The sequence below is a fragment of the Kitasatospora sp. NPDC032121 genome, from assembly GCF_055580145.1.
On sequence record NZ_JBVILX010000007.1, the window covers coordinates 311,915 to 328,967 of the forward strand.

Here is a 17,053-nt window from a genome sequence, read left to right on the forward strand (position 1 = left end):
ACACCCCCCCCCCCCCCCCCTTCCCCCCCCCCCCCCCCCCCCCACACCCCCCCCCCCCTCCCCCCCCCCCCCCCCCCCCCCCCCCCCCCCCCCCACGGCCGTTGGCGTGCCAGCCGCGACCGCGCGACGACACTCAGGGCTTGATGGCGACGGCCGCGTAGAAGGAGACCTGAGCGTCGGTGACGGTGGCGGGGAGGGTGTCCGCGGGGGTGTCGGTGTCGTCGCCGTGCCAGCGGTGGGCGGGGACGATGCCGGGGCCGAGGAGGTCGAGGCCGTCGAAGAAGGTCGCGAACTCGGCCTTGGGGCGCAGCCGGAGGGAGGTGCCGGCCTGGTTGTAGATCTCCTGCACCTTGGAGGCGCCGGCCGGGTCGAGTTCGGCGGTGGCGTGGGAGAGGACGAGCGCGGAGCCCGCGGGCAAGGGGTCCAGGAGGTGCTTGACGATGGCGTGGGCGTCGTCGAGGTCGGGGACGAAGTGGAGCAGGGCCACCATCGAGAGGACCACGGGCCGGGTGAGGTCGAGCGTCTCGGCGACCTGGGGGGTGGACAGGATGCCGGCCGGGTCGTGGACGTCGCCGTGGACGTACGCGGTGCGGCCCTGGGGGGTGCTGGTCATCAGGGCGCGGGAGTGGGCCAGGACGACGGGGTCGTTGTCGGCGTAGACCACGCGGGCCGACGGCTCCACGGCCTGGGCGACCTCGTGGAGGTTCGGCGAGGTGGGGATGCCGGTGCCGATGTCCAGCCACTGGCGCAGGCCGCGTCGGGCCAGGGCCCGGGTGGCGCGGTGCATGAAGGCGCGGTTGGCGTGGACCGCGGTGCGCATGGTGGGGAAGACGGTCAGGACGCGTTCGGCGGCTTCGCGGTCGACCGCGAAGTTGTCCTTGCCGCCGAGGAAGTAGTCGTACATCCGGGCGCTGTGCGGAATGTCCTGACGTATCTGCAGGGCTACCGATTCTTCGGACCCGAACTCGGCGGCCGTCGCCACGGTCTCGTCGGTGCTCATTCCCCGCCCCTTCATTGGTGATCACGCCAGGCCCGCGCATTCTAGCCAACTCGCCCGCGCCGCGCGGGAAGTCCGCCTCACGTCCCTCTCCGTCGCGCTCCTTCGGCATTCGGACCCGCGAACTCGCCTGCTGTGACACGATGGTGACGTTTCGTCCACAACCTGAGTGCGGAGCGTGGCGTCTCTACGGATGACAGCGCCCGAGTCGCACCGCTCATGTCTTGGGCCGGACCCTCCGTTGAAAGAGGTGTACCCGTGATCGTCTCCAAGCGGAACTCCCTGCGCCTGGCCGCCGTGGCCACCCTCAGCACCATCTCCCTCGCCCTGGCGGGCGCCGCGATGGCGGCCGCCCCGGCCTCCCAGCCCGCCCCCGCCGTCCCGTCCGTCGCCGCCGCCCCGTCCGCCCTCGTCGCCCAGCCCGTCGCCGTCGCCCCGGCCGTGCCGTCGGCGGCCGCCGTGGGGGCCGGCATCAGCGCCACGCCGTCGGTCAGCTCCGTCCAGGCGTGGCAGCTGTTCCGCGTCACCGGCACGACCACCGGCCTCAAGGCGGGAACCACGGTGACCCTGCAGCAGAAGCAGCGCGGCGCGTGGGTCAGCCTGCCCGCGTCCGTTGCCACGACCCGTACCGGCTCCTACTCCCTCGGCGTGAAGCTCGGCATCAAGGGCCTGAACGAGCTGCGCGTCATCAGCGGAACCGCCGCCTCGCCCGTCTTCACCGTCACCGTGCGCTGACCTCCGACCCATCGACACCCGCCCGCGCGGCGCGCCGAGGCGACCCGACCCTGACGTCGGGGAACCGGCTCGGCGCCCGTGCGGGCTTCGGCGTGCCGTCACGGCGCGGCCGGGCCGTCCGGGGAGTCGCGGGGGTGAACGGTCGACGCGAGGACACAAGGTGTCCTAAAGTGAAGGACGTGTCCTCGACGCTCGAGAGGGCGTCCTCGGGCGCCCTTGAGTGCCCTCGAGCGTCCTGAGGACCGCCGCGACCGTAGAGCGAAGGAGAACCACGGCATGGCCGACACGTTCCAGACGGACAAGTCCGACCTCGTGAACCTGGCCCATCACCGGATGCGGGCCGCGATACCCGACAGCGGCTGGACGGTGCGACAGAAGCTCGCACTGACCTGCCGCATCCTGTTCGACGCCGGGCACGACTCCGGGCTGGCCGGCCAGATCACCGCCCGGGCCGAGCGTCCGGGCACCTACTACACCCAGCGCCTGGGCCTGGGCTTCGACGAGATCACCGAGGACAACCTGCTCCTCGTCGACGAGGACCTCAACGTCCTGGAGGGCGACGGGATGGCCAACCCGGCCAACCGGTTCCACAGCTGGGTCTACCGGGCCCGCCCGGACGTCAACTGCATCATCCACACCCACCCGCTGCACATCTCCGCGCTGTCGATGCTGGAGACCCCGCTGGTCGTGTCGCACATGGACATGTGCCCGCTGTACGACGACTGCGCGTTCCTGGAGAAGTGGCCCGGCATCCCGGTCGGCAACGAGGAGGGCGAGATCATCGCCGCCGCCCTCGGCGACAAGCGCGCCCTGCTGCTCGCGCACCACGGCCAGCTGGTCGCCACCGGGACCGTCGAGGAGGCGTGCACGCTGGCCCTGCTCTTCGAGCGGGCCGCGAAGCTGCAGCTCCTCGCCAGTGCCGCCGGGAAGATCCAGGAGATCCCCGAACTGCTCGCCCAGGAGGCGCACGACTGGACCTCCACCCCCAAGCGTGGCCAGGCGAACTTCTCGTACTACGCCCGCCGCGCCCTGCGGGCCGGCCACGGCGACGCCCTCGTCAACCGGAAGGACTCCTGAGATGCCCATCGCCACTTCAGCCAGTACCGCCCTCGAGGGGATCATCGCCTACCCGGTGACCCCGTTCTCCGCCGCCGACGGCGGCCTGGACCTCGCCCGGCTCACCGAGCTGATCGACCGCTTGGTCGGCTCCGGCTGCCACGCCATCGCCCCGTTGGGGTCCACCGGCGAGAGCGCCTATCTCGACGACCAGGAGTGGTACGCCGTCACCGAGGCGGCGGTGTCGGCCGTCGCGGGCCGGGTGCCCACCGTCGTCGGCATCGCCGACCTCACCACCCGCAGCGCCGTCCGCCGTGCCCGGTTCGCCGAGAAGGCCGGCGCCGACGTGGTGATGGTGCTGCCGCTGTCGTACTGGAGGCTGGACGAGCGCGAGGTCACCCGGCACTACACCGAGATCGCCGGCGCGATCGGCATCCCGCTGATGATCTACAACAACCCCGCCACCGCCGGGGTCGACCTCAGCCCGGAACTCATGCACCGGCTGGTCGACCAGGTGGAGAACATCACCATGGTCAAGGAGAGCAGCGGCGACGTTCAGCGGATGCACCGGCTGGCCCAACTGTCCGACGGCGCCCTGCCGTTCTACAACGGGTCCAACCCGATGGCCCTGGAGGCGTTCGCGGCCGGCGCGGCCGGCTGGTGCACGGCGGCACCGTGCGTCATCCCCGAACTCACCCTCGAGCTGTACCGGGCGGTGCGCGACGCCGACCTGGACGCGGCCCGCCGGGTGTTCTACCGGCAGCTGCCGCTACTGCAGTTCCTGGTTGGCGGCGGTCTGCCGACCACGGTGAAGGCGGGTCTGGCGCTGTGCGGCCTGGACGTCGGCGAGCCCCGGCGCCCGCTGCTGCCGCTGGACGAGGCGCAGACGGCGCGGCTGGCCGCGTTGCTGTCGGAGGCGGGCGTCGCTCTGGCGGCCGATGCCGGGGCGAAGGCCTGAGCGCCGAGGCCTGAGCGCCGCGGCCTGAGCGCCGAGAACGGGCCGTCGAGGCCTGAGCGCCGAGAACGGGGCGCCGGGGCCGTCAGGGCAGGGTGGGAACCCGGTCCGAGGAGCCGTCCGGGTCGTCGTGGATGACCACGAGGATCTCGGCCGGCTCCGGCCCGGTGCTCCGGCAGCGGTGGGGCAGGGCCGAGTTGAAGTACACGCTGTCCCCGGGCCCGAGTTCGACGCTCCGCTCGGGGAACTCCAGGACGGCGGTGCCCGCGTGGACGAAGAAGAACTCCTCGCCCGTGTGCGACTTGAAGGGCGAGTCCGCCGGCTCGGTCGGCGGGTACATCATGAACGGCACCATCTGCTTGCCGCTGAGGCCGGTCGCGATGCCCTCGTAGCGGGAGGCCTCGGAGCCGGCCCCGGTGCCGACGGGGGTGCGCTCGCCGGCCCGGACGACGGTGACGAGCTCGGGCTCCACCTCGTCCGAGAAGAGCCGGCCGACGTCGACCTTGAGAGCGTGGGCCAGCTTGAGCGCGGTCGAGATCGACGGGTCGCTGATGCCGCGCTCGACCTTGGAGAGGTAGCTCTTGGTGACGCCGACCTGCTCGGCGAGTGCCTCCAGGCTGAGCCTGTTCTGCTTCCTCAGCACCCGCAACCTGCTGGCCATGCGTCACCTCTCACCCACGGAATCGTTCGGTCCATTATCGGTCCGGTCGCCCGACCGGCGACGACCGGGCCGTCGGCCGGCGCTCCGCCGCCGTGTCAACCGCCCGGTCAATCGCCCGGTGCCCGCGGCCCCACGGACGGGTGACAGTCGGGTGCGGTGATGGCCCCGCGCCTGCGGCTGCCCGTAGACATGTGCCGTACCGACCTGTCGGCCAGGAGAGTTGAAGGGCCGGGGGCCTCCCCGCTCGCACGGTCCGCACGCACGGCAAGGAGCCCCGTCATCACACCCGCCAGCACGAGCACTGTCCTCCCGCCGCTGCACCGGATCCCCTTCCAGTCGGCCCGGCCGCCCCGCCCGACCGTGCTGGCCGACGGGGTCCCCGCCTGGCTGGTGACGTGCTACCGGGACGTCCGCCAGGTCCTGACCGATCCGCGCTTCACCCGGGACGACCTGCACGCCGTCGGTGTCGACGGCGCGAACGCGGAGGTGATCGGGAACCCGGAGTCGATCTTCAATCTGGACGGGACCGATCACCGGCGGCTGCGGGTCACCGTCCAGCGGGCGTTCACCCCGCGTGCCGTCGAGACCTGGCGGCCCTGGGTCGCCGAGACCGTCCAGCACGCCGTGGACGCCCTGGTGGCGGCCGGCCCGCCGGCCGATCTGGTCGCCGGCTTCACCCAGCCGGTGCCCTTCGCGGTGACCAGCCGGCTGATGGGGCTGGGCGGCCCGGGTGGGGCGGACGAGGCCTCCGTGCACCGCTGGACGGAGGCCTTCCTGGCCGCCGGGGACCGGGGCGACGGCACCGCCGCCGAACTCGCCGAGTTCACCGCCTTCGCCGCCGACCTGATCGCCCGCCGCCGCCGTGAGCGCGGCGAGGACCTGGTCAGCCGGCTCGTGCGGACCGCCGACGAGGACGGCGGGATCCCGGAGACCTGGCTGGTCCAGCTGGTCTGCGGCCTGCTCGCCAGCGGCAACGACAGCGCTTCCGGGGCGCTCGGCAACGCCCTCGTCTACCTGCTCGGCGAGCGCCGGGACTCCTGGCCGGGCCTCGCCAACCCGGGCACCGCCGAACGGGCCACGGAACGGCTCCTGCACTTCATCCCGCTGGGCGACGACGAGACCACTACCCGCCGTGCCGCCGAACCGGTCGAACTCGGCGGGCGGGTGATCCCGGCCGAGGCCGTCGTGGCGGTCAGCATCAACAGCGCCAACCGCGACCGCGCGGTGTTCCCGGACGGCCTCGACGACGACCTCGACGCGCCGCTCGCCGCCCCCACCCTCGCCTTCAGCGCCGGCCCGCACCACTGCCTCGGCGCCTGGCGGGTCCGCCTGGAGATGCGCGAGGCCCTGCAGCGCCTCGCCACCGCCCTGCCCGGCCTCCGGCTCGCCCGCCCCGCCGAACCGGTCACCTGGCTGCTCGGCCGGACCACCCGCAGTCCCGAACGCCTGCCGGTCACCTGGCTCTGAGGCCCTGGCGCGCCCGGGCTGCGCCGGGCGCACCGGGGGGCCTGGGAGCGCCTGGGGGCGCCTGGGGGCGTCGAGTCGCCCCCGGGTTTCCCCGTGCCCGAAACCTGCTCGGGGAGCTGACCAGCCGAACGGATGAATCCGGCGACGGCTGTGCGCCGTGGGCCATCCTCACCTGCCGCGACCACCTCGAAGCCTTCCGGAGGCGGCGCTCGAACAGGCTCTCGCCGTCTGCCCACTGGGCTCCGGGGCCCTCCCGATCCCGTGCGCGACCGACGGGAGTACGGCCCCGGCCGCGTGCGGAGCGTGCTCGAAATGTCCCTGTTCGACCCGGGCTCGCCCGGAGGTAATCCACTTGAGCGCCGGATTCGAACAGCACCATCATCGGACGCCGTCAGCCCGTACAGGGCGACTCCATCGAAACCGTCAAATCGGCTTTGGGAAAGCCGACTTGTGTTCTCCCCTCGGTCGGATCCGGCGCGTCGGCGCGCCGCTCTGTGTCTGGAGGATCTGTGGCCTGTCACCCCGCCCCCGCGATCCACGTCCCACCCGCGCCGGAAGCCCTGGCGGCCCGCGCGCCGCGGAAGGAGGCGACCGCTTGAGCGCCGCGACGACGGCGGCCGGGGCCGCCACCGCCGACGAGGAACTGCGGTGGCTCGCCGACGGGCGCCGCATCGAGGCGATCGAGGCGATCAGCGTCAGCGCGATGGCCCGCCGCCTGCCCGCACTCGTCGTCCGCGCGTTCCGCCTCGGCTGGCGCATCGACCGGACCGCCGTCGTGCTGCTCCTGACCTGCCAGGCCGTGTCCGCGGTGCTCGGCGCGGCCGGGCTGTTCGCGACCACCGGCACGATCTCGGCGCTGTTCGGCCCCGGCCGGGTCGAGGACAAGCTCGCCCACGCGGCGCCGTCGATCCTCGTCATCGCGGCGGCGGCCGGCGCCCGCTCCCTGCTGGGCATCACGATCAGGACCGTCACCATCCACCTGTCGCCGCGCATCTCCCGGGCGGCGGAGGCCGAGGTGCTGCGCGCCACCGTGGCCGCCGAACTGACGGCCTACGACCACGCCGGCTACAACGACGAGCTGGAGGCCGCGGACCGCGGTGCCGAGGTCTGCGTGGACATCGTCGGGGAGGCGCAGAACCTGCTAGCCTCCCTCGCCTCGCTGCTCGGCGCGGCCGGCGTGCTGACCGTGCTCCACCCCGCCCTCCTGCCGCTGCTGGTGCTCGCGGCACTGCCCCAGGGCATCGCGTCGGTGCACGCCGCCCGGGTGCAGTTCCTGGCGAACCGGGCCACCATCGGCGACCGCCGGATCATGGCCAACCTGCGCTGGTACATCCACGTCAAGCGCAACGCCGACCAGGTCCGTTCCGACACCATGGGCGAGTTCCTCCTCGCCAAGTACGACCAGGTCGGCCGGCGGCTGGACGCCAGCTCGCGGCGGGCGGCGATGCAGAGCGCCCGGGTGTCGGTGATCGGTGCCGCCGCCTCCGGCCTCGGTGGCGCGGTGGTGTGGGCGGCGATGCTGTGGCTGGTGAGCACCGGCCGGATGAGCCTGCCGCGCGGCGGGGCGGCCGTGTTCGCCCTGACGGCCGTCGGCACCAGCCTGCGGGGCATCGTCGGCTACGGCGCGGACCTCTTCCGCACCGGCATGTACCTGGACGACTGGTCGAGCTTCCTCGACACCGCCGGCGGACACCGGCTCGAACGCGGCACCGACACCACCGGGGCACCGCGCCGGATCGCGGTGGAGAACCTCGACTACGCCTACCCCGCCTCCGACCGCAAGGTGCTGGACGGGGTGAACCTCCACGTCGAGCGGGGGGAGATCCTGGCCCTGGTGGGGGAGAACGGATCGGGCAAGACCACCCTCGCCAAGCTCCTGTCAGGGCTCTACCTGCCCGACGCCGGCACGGTGCGCTGGGACGGGCGCGACACCCGGGACCTCGATCCACACTCCCTGTGGCGGCAGGTCGCCGTCGCCCCGCAGGACTACGCGCGCTGGCCGCTGACCTGCCGCGAGAACATCACACTGGGCCAGCCCACCGCCGAGGGTGACGCGGCGGTGCTGCGCGCCGCGGACGCCTCCGGGGCGGCCGACGTCGTCGCCAGGCTCCGCCGGGGCCTGTCCACCCTGCTGGCGGTGGAGTGGATGGGCGGCGAGGAGCTGTCCGGCGGCCAGTGGCAGCGCCTGGCCATCGCGCGGGCGTTCCACCGCGAGGCCGGGCTGCTCGTCCTGGACGAGCCGACCGCCGCCCTCGACCCGCGCGCCGAGCACCGGATCTTCCAGAACCTGCGGGCGGTCGCGCGGGAACGGGCGGTCGTCCTGGTCACCCACCGGCTCACCAACGTGGCCGTCGCCGACCGGATCGTGGTCCTCGAGAACGGAAAGGTCCTCCAGGAGGGCACCTTCGCCGAGCTGGTGGCCGAGGAGGGAGGCCGCTTCAGGGAACTGTGGGACCTGCAGAACGAGCGCACCGGCCTCCCCGCGCAGCGGACCCGGCCGGATCAGCGGACCGTGCCGGATCAGCGGACTCGGCCGGGCCGGCGGACCGTGCCGGTCCGGGAGGGCGAGGGGAGCGGCGGGTAGGACGACCGCTGTTCGGGGTTCGGCGTTCGGTTCCTGTGGTCGAGGCCAGGACCTCGACCACAGGAACGATCGCGGGCCGACGTCCCCGTCAGGACGGGTCGTCGGCGGTGCGGCGGCCGTCGGCCAGTTCGGCGGCGTAGCGGGCGGCGGCCTCCTCCAGAGGGGCCGTCGACCGGCCCTGCTGGTCGGCGAGGTGGTCGGCGACGGCGCGGCGGGCGGCGTCGAGGTCGCCGTCGAGCAGTTCGCGGGTGATCACCAGGCCGTTGTCCGAGAACAGGTGGTGCCGGGTCATCCAGTGCTGCACCTTGTCCATGCCCTCGACGGCCAGCATCGTCCGCAGTTCCTCCGTCACCGGGGCCAGCCACCGGGCGCGCAGTGCGTACTCGCCGAGGCCCGCGAAGGTCGGCCGGAGGGCGGTCAGCAGCCGGCCCGGGTACTCCTCGACGGGCTCGGCGAACCGCGGGTAGTCCTTGGCGAACTCGTCCCAGTCGACGTCGAGTCCGGCGATCGACCTGGGGAGGACCGGCCAGCGCGACCAGCTCTCGTCGGACTGGGTGAAGACCTGCCGCAGCAGGTCGTAGGGGACCTCGGCGGTTCGCGAGAGCAGGAGCGCGTCGTAGAGGTCCTTGCCCTGCGGGTGGTTGTCCGAGACCAGCCAGAGGATCTTCCAGGCGAGGGAGAGCTGGGGCGTGGCCCCGAACAGCGGGCCGGTGACGCCGGGGAGCCGGTAGGACTGCGGCGGGACGGGCAGGTGCTCGGTGAAGACGAAGTCGAGCTGGACCGTCCCGCCGGGGACGCCCGGCGCCGTCCACGGCAGGACGAGCCGGCGGCCGGGGATCCTGCTGTACGTCCAGATCTCGTCGCTGAGCGCCTGGTCGGCGTGCAGCCGGACCGTGCCCGAGAGCCGCTCGGCGCCGGCCGCGAGCTCCTGGAGCATGCGGTCGGTGCGCTCGTCCTCCAGCTCCCAGTCCGTCGGGCGGACCACGAAGTCCAGGTCGCCGGGCTCCCGCGCCTGCTCGCCGTACCAGGCCCGGAGCAGGACGCTGCCGCGCAGCACCAGGTGCTCGGCCCACGGCGACGCGGCGACGGCGGACAGCGCGGTGTTCAGCGCCTCGCGCCGCGCCGCGGACCAGCGCTCGGCGAGCTGCGGGTCGGCGAAGGCGGGCTCGCTGGGGCGAAGGGCCCGGACGTACCCGGCGAGTGCGGGATCGAAGACCGGTTGCTGGCTCACCGACTCGTCGTCGATCGGCCGCAGGCTCCTGGGGAGGTCCTGCTCCTCGCGGACGTCCTCCGACGGCGGCTGCCCGGGCAGCCGGAGGCCCTCCCACGGCCCGTACTGCAGCTTCTCCCACGCCACCGGCGACTGGGACTGGTTCTCGGTCATATCGACTCTCCTTCTCCGTACGGCCCGGTGCCGTGTCCGTGCTCGGTGATCCACCCCGCGTCCAGCGCCTCGTCGCTGTCCACGACGACGAACTCGCGTTCCGCCGACACCACTTCGTGGCCGTCGGCGGCGAGGTCGTGCAGCAGTGCCTCCAGCCGGCGGCCCGCGGTGCCCAGACCGACCAGTCGGCAGCGCTGGGTCACGAACCACTCGCAGCGGCCGTCCTCGCGCACCCGGCGCGGATTGCGCGACAGGTGCGCGCCGTGCCGGACGGCCAGCTCGGTGAGGGCGGTGAGGCGGGCCGGGTCCGAGGCGGGAACCGGGCCCGGGAGCAGCAGTTTGACGTGGTGCTCGAAGTACCGGCCGGGCCCGTGCGCCGCGGCGTCCTCGTCCGAGGCCGGGACGCCCTGGGCCCACGGCGTGGCCTCGATCTTCGCCCGCAGGACGGTGAACCCGGCCCGTGCCAGTCGGCCGCCGGTCCTGGCGGTCTCCGTGGCGACCTCCGCCAGCGTGCCGCCGGCGCGCAGGGTGAGCATCGGCTGCGACGGCGCCGCGCCGCGCGCCAGCAGGATCTGGGTGAACTTCACACCGTGGCGCTCGGCCCAGGCGGCCAGCGCCTCGGCGGCGCCGGGTTCGACGGTCAGGTGCACCTCGAAGTCACCCCGGACGTCGGGAGGTGCGGGCGGGGTGTCACGGCACTGGTCAGGACGGGTGGCGAGCATGGTGATCATCATGCCAAGCGCCTCTGACAACGGGGCACGCGCCCGGGTGCGCGGAGCCGCTCCACGGCGGACGCGGGCGGGGCGAGAGCGTCAACCGGAAGCGCGGACACGCCCTCGATCCGGTGGGTTGCGATGCCTGCGGGGCGCGTGGCGGCCAGGGTAGCGGTTGTGATCAACATTCGAATTCGCACTGCCACCAGCGCAGTTGCCCTCGCCTGTGCCGTCGTCCTCACCCCCGGGAGCCTCGCCGTCGCGGCCCCCGCGGCCACCGCCGGTGCCACGCCGTTCCGCTGCCTCGACCCCAGCGGGAAGGCGCTCTGGAGCGGCCCCCAGTGCGACGGCCTCATCGTCCGCGAACTCGGAGCCAAGGCCGTCGCCATCGTCCTGGACGGCCGCCGGATCGACTTCGCCGACGAGGCCGAACTGCGCGCCGACGACTGCGCCACCCGGCCGGCCCTCACCCTCCCGCCCGGCAGCCTCCGGAGCATCCCGGAAGGCCCGGACCCGCTCTACGCCGCCGTGGACCGCCAGGTGGACGTACCCCGCATCACCCCCGCACCGCACTGGCGCAAGGACTGCCACCCGCTCTTCCGCTCCGACGGCCGCGATCCGTCCGTCATCTTCGAGCAGGGCTTCGCCGCGAAGGACACCGTCAACGGCCAGTACGACATCACCAGTTACGTCCTGCAGAACCAGCCCTCGCCGTTCGTCAGCACCACCTACGACGCCGCGCTCTACAAGAAGTGGAAGAAGGTGCCCTGGGACTACTTCATCGACGCCCCCGGCGGCATCGTCGTCAACGAGACCATCGGTGACCAGCACCAGTACGCCGACCAGGTGGAGGTCGCGTTCCCCGGCGGCGTGGACCGGCACTTCATCCGCCGGGCTTGCCCGGTCGACCGGGCCACCGCCTCGCTGGTCGAGTCCGGCTGCGTGGACAACCCGAACTACCAGCCCTGGCTGCACTGACCGCAGGGTGCCCGGAGGTGTCCACCGGTCCGGCGACGGCGCGTGGCGTGCCGCTTTCGGAGTGGTCGTGGCGGTCCGTTCGGCCGCCACGCCCCGCCACTGAACGGGAGGTGCCGGCGGGTTCGACGGCGGCGCTCCGGGCGGCGGCATCTCGATCACCGGTTTCCGGGCGGAAGGCCCGGGCGGGGGGTGGGGGCTTCCAGCGTCAGCGCGGGCGACTCCCCGCTGGTGGTCGACGGAGGCGGCGGTGCCGCCGCCCACACCGCCACCGGCCCCATCACCGTCAAGCCCGACAAGCACTGCTGTCACGTCAAGTGACGGACCGGAGGTGGGGCCCGCGGATCGCTCCCGCGGGCCCCGCCTCCGTGGGCGATCAGGGGGAGGGCGGCGGCGTGGAGTCCAGACGGACGAGGTGACGGTCGGTCGCGCCGTCCGGCCGGTGCACGGTGCGGTAGCCGTACGGAACGGTGCCGCCCGGAAAGACGACCACACCCTCCTCCACGACGGGCCGCCCCTCGGCGATGGCACGTAGCAGGGCGTCGGCGTCGGTCGGGAGGCGGGGGTCGGGCGGTCGGCGGTGCCGGCCCACCGCCGTCACGCGCCGATCAGCGAGCGCGGGTCGAAGTGCCCGTCGCCCCAGCCGTGGGTGGAGAAGCCCCTTCCGCCGGACAGGTGGTCGGTGAGGGCGGCGTGGGCCGTCGGGAACATCGGCAGCGGCAGCCGGTCGGCGGGGGACCAGACCACGTCGAGGTGCTTGTCCGGCTCGGTGTTCGCCAGCTCGCCGCGCCACGCGGTGGCGAGGAAGACCGACAGCAGGAACGGGCCCCGGCCGTCCCAGCCGTCGGCGACCTGGACCGTGTGCACGAGCCGCAGCTCCTCGGCCTCGACGAGCAGCCCGGTCTCCTCCCGCAGCTCGCGGGCGGCGGCCTCGTCGAGGCGCTCACCGACCTCGACCTTGCCGCCGGGGATCGTCCACACCGGCGTCGTGCTCCAGCCGTGCGCGGCGTAGTGGACCGTCGCGATCCGGCTCCGCTCCCGGTCGTGGGCGATCACGGCGACGGCTTGGTGAAGGCTCTCCACGGCGCTACCTCCAGGTCGGCTGAGCGGACGGGTGCTTCAGGCGGTCGATGCGGGGCAGTCCGACCGGTCCGGGGCGGTGTTGACGGGCGGCCGCGGTGGTGTCGGCCGGCCGACGGTGGAGAGCGGGTTGCCTCGGGCGTGGCGCTTGGCAGCCTGGCAGCGGCGGCTCGGACCGTCCTTGCCGGGCTGCTGATCACCGCGGCTCTGATCTGAGCGTCTGTCACGCAACTCGGACGCGCTCGATCAGGTCGGCGACACCGTCAACCTGGCGGTACGGCTTGAAGGCCGGCGCGAGTTCGCGGACCAGGGTGACGCACCGCTCGGCGCCGATGCGGGTGGCCAGATCGAGGGATTCGGTGGTGACAGCGAGAGCCTGCTCGACGTCGTTGGATTGCAGGAAGCCCTTGGCCTTGTAGGTCAGGAAGATGCCGCGCGTCTTGTCCCGAGTCCTGGGTAAGAGGGCCAGTCCCTCGGCCATCCTGGCGTGCGCCTCGTCGGCCCGGCCGAGATCGAGCAGGCACTGGCCGGAGTCGACCGCGAGGTCCGCAGGGCTCATCCATGCGCACCAGCCTGGCGCGGGGTCGGTAGCCCGCATCGACAGTGCGGTCTCGGCGTCGGACAGGTCGCGGTAGCACGCCGAGCGCTCGCCGAGCGCCGCGTAGGCCCTGGCCCGCCGGAGGAACAGCAGCGACCGGGCGGTGGGGTGCTTGGTCCCGGACACGCGCCGGAGCGGAGTCCGTGCTTGCGGGCGGCCCGGTCGAGGAACACGACGAGGTCGCTCTGTGACCACCCGCGCAGTTCACGGGCGTAGGCGAGGGGGTGCCGGATCGGGTCGTCCACGGGGCCAATTCCATCATCGACGGTGACAGGCAGCGTACTGCGCGCGAGCGCGGGACAACCCCGGGACTACAGACAATGCCTGTCCAGGGAAGCGGAGTTGGCGCTGTACTCGACACGCATCGACAAGTTCCTTCACGAAGCGGAAGGAGTCAGCCCATGAAACGACGTGCTGCGGTCATCGGCCTCGGCCACCAGGCGATCGAAGACCACCTGCCCGGCCTGCTCGCCTCCAGCAGGGCCGAGCTCGTCGCGATCTGCGACAGCAACCCCGACATCCTGCGGCAGCGGCAGGAACAGCTCCAGGTCCCGGGATTCGCCCGCGCCGGTGAGCTGCTGGACGCCGTGGCCCCGGACTTCGTGGTCGTCGCCGTTCCGCACCACGCCGGCCGAGAGGTCGTCCAGGAGTGCGCCGCCCGAGGCGTCCACGTCCTCAAGGAGAAGCCGTTCGCCACATCCGTGTGGGAGGCCCGGGACCTCGCCCAGGTTTGCCAGGCAGGGCAGATCGAGCTGATGGTCACCCTCCAGCGGCGGTTCAACCCGATCCACGCGAGCGTCGCCGGTTTGTTGGACCAGATCGGCACCCCGTTCCTGATCGACGGCCAGTACACCTTCCACACCGACGACCCCGGCAGCGGCTGGCGCGGTGACATCCGACAGGCCGGCGGCGGCTGCATCATCGACATGGGCTACCACCTCATCGACCTGCTGCTGTGGTACTTCGGCCTTCCGAACCGGGTCATCGCCGACTTCTCCACCACCGCCGTCCCGGGTGGCGGTTACGACGCGGAGGACGCCGCCGTCATCCAGCTCGGCTACGACACCGACCTGTACGGCTCGGTACTGCTGTCCAGGTGGGTGGCACCCAAGACCGAGCGCCTGCACGTCGTCGGCACCCGCGGCTCGGTGCTGCTGACCAAGGGCACGGTCCAGCGCCTCGACCTGCACGGCGCCGTGGTGGAGGAGCTGACCCGCCCCCACGCCCCGGCCTCGGCCGCGACCGCGCAGATCGACTACTTCTGCCGGGTCCTGGACGGCGAACGCCCCAACACCTCCGGCCCCGACCAGCACCTCGCGCACGCCGCGTTCATCGCCTCCTGCTACCAGTCCAAGGCCGCGGGGCGCTACATCGACCCGAAGGAGACGCTGTGACGTCCACCCTCGCCCTGCTCGGCGGCAAGCCCGCCGTCAGCGCCGTCGGCCCGCACTTCACCTGGCCGCCGATCGACGGCACCACTCGTGCCAAGGTCGCCGCCCAACTGGACGAGGCGATCTCCATCCCCGGCCGGTCCGGCATCGTCGCCGAGCTGGAGGACGGCCTGCAGGACTACTTCGGCGTCCGGCACGCGGTCACCACCAGCTCCGGCACCGCCGCCCTTCACGCCACCTACTGGGCGGCGAGGATCAAGCCCGGCGACGAGGTGATCGTCCCGGCCTGGACCTTCCACGCCACCGCCTCCCCGGTGTTCCACCTCCGCGCGGTGCCGGTGTTGTGCGAGACCAGGCCGGACGGCAACATCGACCCGAACCGGATCGAGGAGCTGATCACCCCCCCGCACCCGTGCGGTCATGGTCACCCACCTGTGGGGCAAGCCCGCCGACATGACCGACCTCGTCGCCGTGGCGAACGCCCACAACCTGCTCGTGCTGGAGGACGGCTCCCACGCCCACGGCGCCGGCGTCAACGGGCAGAAGGTCGGCACATTCGGGCTCGCCTCGGCCTTCTCCCTCAACGGCCCCAAGCCGCTGTCCGGCGGCGAGGGCGGCTTCGTCCTCACGGACGACGACGACTCCTACCACCGGGTCATCACGCTCGCGCACTACAACAAGCGGGCCAAGACCGAGATCCCGGAAGGCCATCCGCTCGCGCGGTTCGCGGTCACCGGTGCCGGTCCCAAGCTCCGCATCCACCCCCTCGCCGCCGCCATCGCCCACGACCAGCTCGCCCGCCTCGACGGCTACCTCGCCGGCCGAGCGGAGATCGCCCGGTACCTCACTGGCCGGTTCGGCCGGATACCCGGTCTGGAGGTCACTGAGATGTCCGAGGGGGTGATCCCGTCCTGGTACGGGTTGACGCTCACCTACCGGCCCGACGAACTGGGCGGGCTGCCGATCGAGAGGTTCCACCAGGCGTTGATCGCCGAGGGCGCCGCCGAGTTCGACAGGCCCGGCTCCACCTGCCCCATGAACCAGCTGCCGCTGTACCAGCAGCCCAGCATGCTGTTCCCCGGCCACCCGAACTCCCACCGCCGGTACCAGGCCGGGGACTTCCCGGTCGCCGAGCATGCGCACGCGCACACGATCAAGCTCCCGGTCTGGCATCGTGAGCAGGATCTGGAAGTGGCCGAGCAGTACGTCCGCGCGGCCATCAAGATCAGCGACCACCACAAGGAGCTGCTTTGACCGTCACCTCCGCCGAGTTCGTGGCCGGCCTGGCGGCCGACGCCGAAGCCGCCGGCATCACCGGCTTCGTCGCCGCCGCAGTGATCAACCACGATGGCCGGGTGTTGCTCGTGCGACGCAATCCTGACGACTACATGGGCGGGATGTGGGAGATCCCCTCCGGAACGGTCGAGGCCGGCGAGACCATCCTGGATGCCCTGCACCGGGAGACCGCCGAGGAGACCGGCCTGACCATCGACCAGGTCACCGGATACATCGGGCACTTCGACTACCAGAACAGCCGCGGCGAAATCACCCGCCAGTTCAACTTCGCCGTCACCGTGGAGAAGACCGGACCGATCGTTCTCACCGAACACGATGCCCACCAGTGGGCCTTGCCCACCGGCCTCCCTGAAGTCAGCGACGCGGTCCGCCGCCTGATTGCCTCCTGAGCAGGTCCTTCCCCGCCCGGCTCCGCAGAACGGCCCGCTCCTCGACGCTTCGAGGAGCGGGCCGTTCTGCGGAAGCGTGCCCGCCGACGGCCGGGTCGTCTGTGTAGACGAGTTCAGCCCGCTCAACCTCCGGCCCTGCAAAGGCAAGGCCAGGCAGCTCCTTCGCGCGCCGCGCCGCCTGACGCCAGCCATACGATCTCCACATGAGCGATCAGCACCCGGCCGGCGAAGAGCTGACGACCGTTCGACTGTCTTTGCGGCGCCCGACCGCGGTCGACATCGACGCCATCTTCGCGATCCACAACGATCCCGCCACCTGTGTCCACAACCCCTCAGATGCGCTTGCTCAGCATCACGAAGCCCAGGAGCTCTACCAACGCTGGAATGACCAGTGGCAACGCTTCGGCTACGGATACTGGGTCGTCCGACATCATGAAGCACCTCGCCAACTGGGCTTCTGCGGAGTAAAACCAATGAACCTGGCGGGGATGGAGATCCTCAATCTCTTCTACCGCTTCGACGCCTCTACTTGGGGCCAAGGCCTGGCCGGTGAGGCTGCGGCGGCCGTTGTCGCTTGGGCAGCTCAGCAGGTTCCGGACCTGCCACTGATCGCCCGAGTTCGTCCGGCCAACATCGCTTCCCAGCGCGTGGCGCTTCGTGTCGGCCTGAGTCGAGCAGCACATCTTGACGGACCTGGCTACGACGGCTTCGACTGGATCTTCGCCACGAATCTGCCTGACGGTCACGAACCGCGATAGCCGTCCAACGTTCC

17 protein-coding genes and 2 pseudogenes are annotated in these 17,053 nt (G+C 72.2%); 12 read left to right on the plus strand and 7 right to left on the minus strand.

Translation table 11 applies throughout. From position 1 onward, the window contains the following. Positions 1 to 133: 133 nt before the first annotated feature. Positions 134 to 1,000 (minus strand): SAM-dependent methyltransferase, encoded by an 867-nt coding sequence (locus ACZ5OX_RS20775; protein WP_465631798.1) that lies wholly within the window; start codon positions 998 to 1,000, stop codon positions 134 to 136. Between the two features lie 255 nt (positions 1,001 to 1,255). Between ACZ5OX_RS20775 and ACZ5OX_RS20780 the strand changes: the two genes are divergently transcribed. The 3 genes from ACZ5OX_RS20780 to ACZ5OX_RS20790 all read left to right on the plus strand — a co-directional run bounded on the left by ACZ5OX_RS20780 (position 1,256) and on the right by ACZ5OX_RS20790 (position 3,746). Further along, on the plus strand, positions 1,256 to 1,732 hold the full coding sequence (locus ACZ5OX_RS20780) for a hypothetical protein (RefSeq protein ID WP_465631800.1): 477 nt from the start codon (positions 1,256 to 1,258) through the stop codon (positions 1,730 to 1,732). A gap of 276 nt (positions 1,733 to 2,008) precedes the next feature. Then, positions 2,009 to 2,809 (plus strand): aldolase, encoded by an 801-nt coding sequence (locus ACZ5OX_RS20785; protein ID WP_465631802.1) that lies wholly within the window; start codon positions 2,009 to 2,011, stop codon positions 2,807 to 2,809. A 1-nt stretch (position 2,810) separates the two neighbouring features. Then, positions 2,811 to 3,746 carry a dihydrodipicolinate synthase family protein gene (locus ACZ5OX_RS20790; RefSeq protein WP_465631803.1) on the plus strand — a complete coding sequence of 312 codons (936 nt, stop codon included), beginning with the start codon at positions 2,811 to 2,813 and terminating at the stop codon, positions 3,744 to 3,746. An 82-nt stretch (positions 3,747 to 3,828) separates the two neighbouring features. On the opposite strand, the gene ACZ5OX_RS20795 is transcribed toward ACZ5OX_RS20790, so the two are convergent. Next, positions 3,829 to 4,404, minus strand: a complete 576-nt coding sequence (locus ACZ5OX_RS20795; RefSeq protein ID WP_392877441.1) for a helix-turn-helix domain-containing protein — start codon at positions 4,402 to 4,404, stop codon at positions 3,829 to 3,831. A 279-nt stretch (positions 4,405 to 4,683) separates the two neighbouring features. On the opposite strand from ACZ5OX_RS20795, the gene ACZ5OX_RS20800 reads away from it, so the two are divergent. Next, a complete protein-coding gene (locus tag ACZ5OX_RS20800; protein ID WP_465631897.1) occupies positions 4,684 to 5,871 on the plus strand; it encodes a cytochrome P450 in 1,188 nt (395 codons plus the stop codon). Positions 5,872 to 6,466: 595 nt separating this feature from the next. Beyond that, complete coding sequence (locus tag ACZ5OX_RS20805; protein WP_465631806.1) at positions 6,467 to 8,455, plus strand: ABC transporter ATP-binding protein; 1,989 nt, start codon at positions 6,467 to 6,469, stop codon at positions 8,453 to 8,455. 88 nt (positions 8,456 to 8,543) lie between these two features. Here ACZ5OX_RS20805 and ACZ5OX_RS20810 read toward each other — a convergent pair whose 3' ends face one another. Continuing rightward, positions 8,544 to 9,839: a nucleotidyl transferase AbiEii/AbiGii toxin family protein gene (locus ACZ5OX_RS20810; RefSeq protein WP_465631808.1), complete on the minus strand. Its 1,296-nt coding sequence runs from the start codon at positions 9,837 to 9,839 to the stop codon at positions 8,544 to 8,546. After that, the gene (locus tag ACZ5OX_RS20815; RefSeq protein ID WP_465631809.1) at positions 9,836 to 10,573 is read right to left on the minus strand and encodes a hypothetical protein; all 738 of its coding nucleotides are present in this window, start codon (positions 10,571 to 10,573) and stop codon (positions 9,836 to 9,838) included. Before ACZ5OX_RS20815 ends, ACZ5OX_RS20810 begins: the two co-directional genes overlap by 4 nt. Positions 10,574 to 10,729: 156 nt before the next feature. Here ACZ5OX_RS20815 and ACZ5OX_RS20820 point away from each other — a divergent pair, with 156 nt between their 5' ends. Then, entirely contained in the window at positions 10,730 to 11,530 is an 801-nt protein-coding gene (locus ACZ5OX_RS20820; RefSeq protein ID WP_465631811.1) for an ADP-ribosyltransferase, read from the plus strand. Positions 11,531 to 11,719: 189 nt separating this feature from the next. After that, the gene (locus ACZ5OX_RS20825; RefSeq protein ID WP_465631813.1) at positions 11,720 to 11,848 is read left to right on the plus strand and encodes a hypothetical protein; all 129 of its coding nucleotides are present in this window, start codon (positions 11,720 to 11,722) and stop codon (positions 11,846 to 11,848) included. Between the two features lie 55 nt (positions 11,849 to 11,903). On the opposite strand, the gene ACZ5OX_RS20830 is transcribed toward ACZ5OX_RS20825, so the two are convergent. The 3 genes from ACZ5OX_RS20830 to ACZ5OX_RS20840 all read right to left on the minus strand — a co-directional run bounded on the left by ACZ5OX_RS20830 (position 11,904) and on the right by ACZ5OX_RS20840 (position 13,331). Beyond that, entirely contained in the window at positions 11,904 to 12,128 is a 225-nt protein-coding gene (locus ACZ5OX_RS20830) for a hypothetical protein (RefSeq protein WP_465631815.1), read from the minus strand. After that, the gene (locus tag ACZ5OX_RS20835; RefSeq protein WP_465631817.1) at positions 12,125 to 12,610 is read right to left on the minus strand and encodes an NUDIX domain-containing protein; all 486 of its coding nucleotides are present in this window, start codon (positions 12,608 to 12,610) and stop codon (positions 12,125 to 12,127) included. The genes ACZ5OX_RS20830 and ACZ5OX_RS20835 overlap by 4 nt, the downstream gene beginning before the upstream one ends. A 220-nt stretch (positions 12,611 to 12,830) precedes the next feature. Then, entirely contained in the window at positions 12,831 to 13,331 is a 501-nt protein-coding gene (locus tag ACZ5OX_RS20840) for a hypothetical protein (protein WP_465631818.1), read from the minus strand. A 275-nt stretch (positions 13,332 to 13,606) separates the two neighbouring features. Between ACZ5OX_RS20840 and ACZ5OX_RS20845 the strand changes: the two genes are divergently transcribed. From ACZ5OX_RS20845 to ACZ5OX_RS20865, 5 genes and pseudogenes are all read left to right on the plus strand, one after another. After that, complete coding sequence (locus ACZ5OX_RS20845; RefSeq protein ID WP_465631820.1) at positions 13,607 to 14,599, plus strand: Gfo/Idh/MocA family protein; 993 nt, start codon at positions 13,607 to 13,609, stop codon at positions 14,597 to 14,599. Next, positions 14,596 to 14,943 (plus strand): annotated as a pseudogene (locus tag ACZ5OX_RS20850) (aminotransferase class I/II-fold pyridoxal phosphate-dependent enzyme); the annotation flags it as partial. The gene ACZ5OX_RS20845 and the pseudogene ACZ5OX_RS20850, both read left to right, overlap by 4 nt. A gap of 67 nt (positions 14,944 to 15,010) precedes the next feature. Further along, positions 15,011 to 15,850 (plus strand): annotated as a pseudogene (locus tag ACZ5OX_RS20855) (DegT/DnrJ/EryC1/StrS family aminotransferase); the annotation flags it as partial. Beyond that, positions 15,847 to 16,281, plus strand: coding sequence for an NUDIX domain-containing protein (locus tag ACZ5OX_RS20860; RefSeq protein ID WP_465631822.1), 435 nt, complete (start codon positions 15,847 to 15,849; stop codon positions 16,279 to 16,281). The pseudogene ACZ5OX_RS20855 and the gene ACZ5OX_RS20860, both read left to right, overlap by 4 nt. A 203-nt stretch (positions 16,282 to 16,484) precedes the next feature. Beyond that, complete coding sequence (locus tag ACZ5OX_RS20865; RefSeq protein ID WP_465631824.1) at positions 16,485 to 17,039, plus strand: GNAT family N-acetyltransferase; 555 nt, start codon at positions 16,485 to 16,487, stop codon at positions 17,037 to 17,039. Positions 17,040 to 17,053 lie beyond the last annotated feature (14 nt).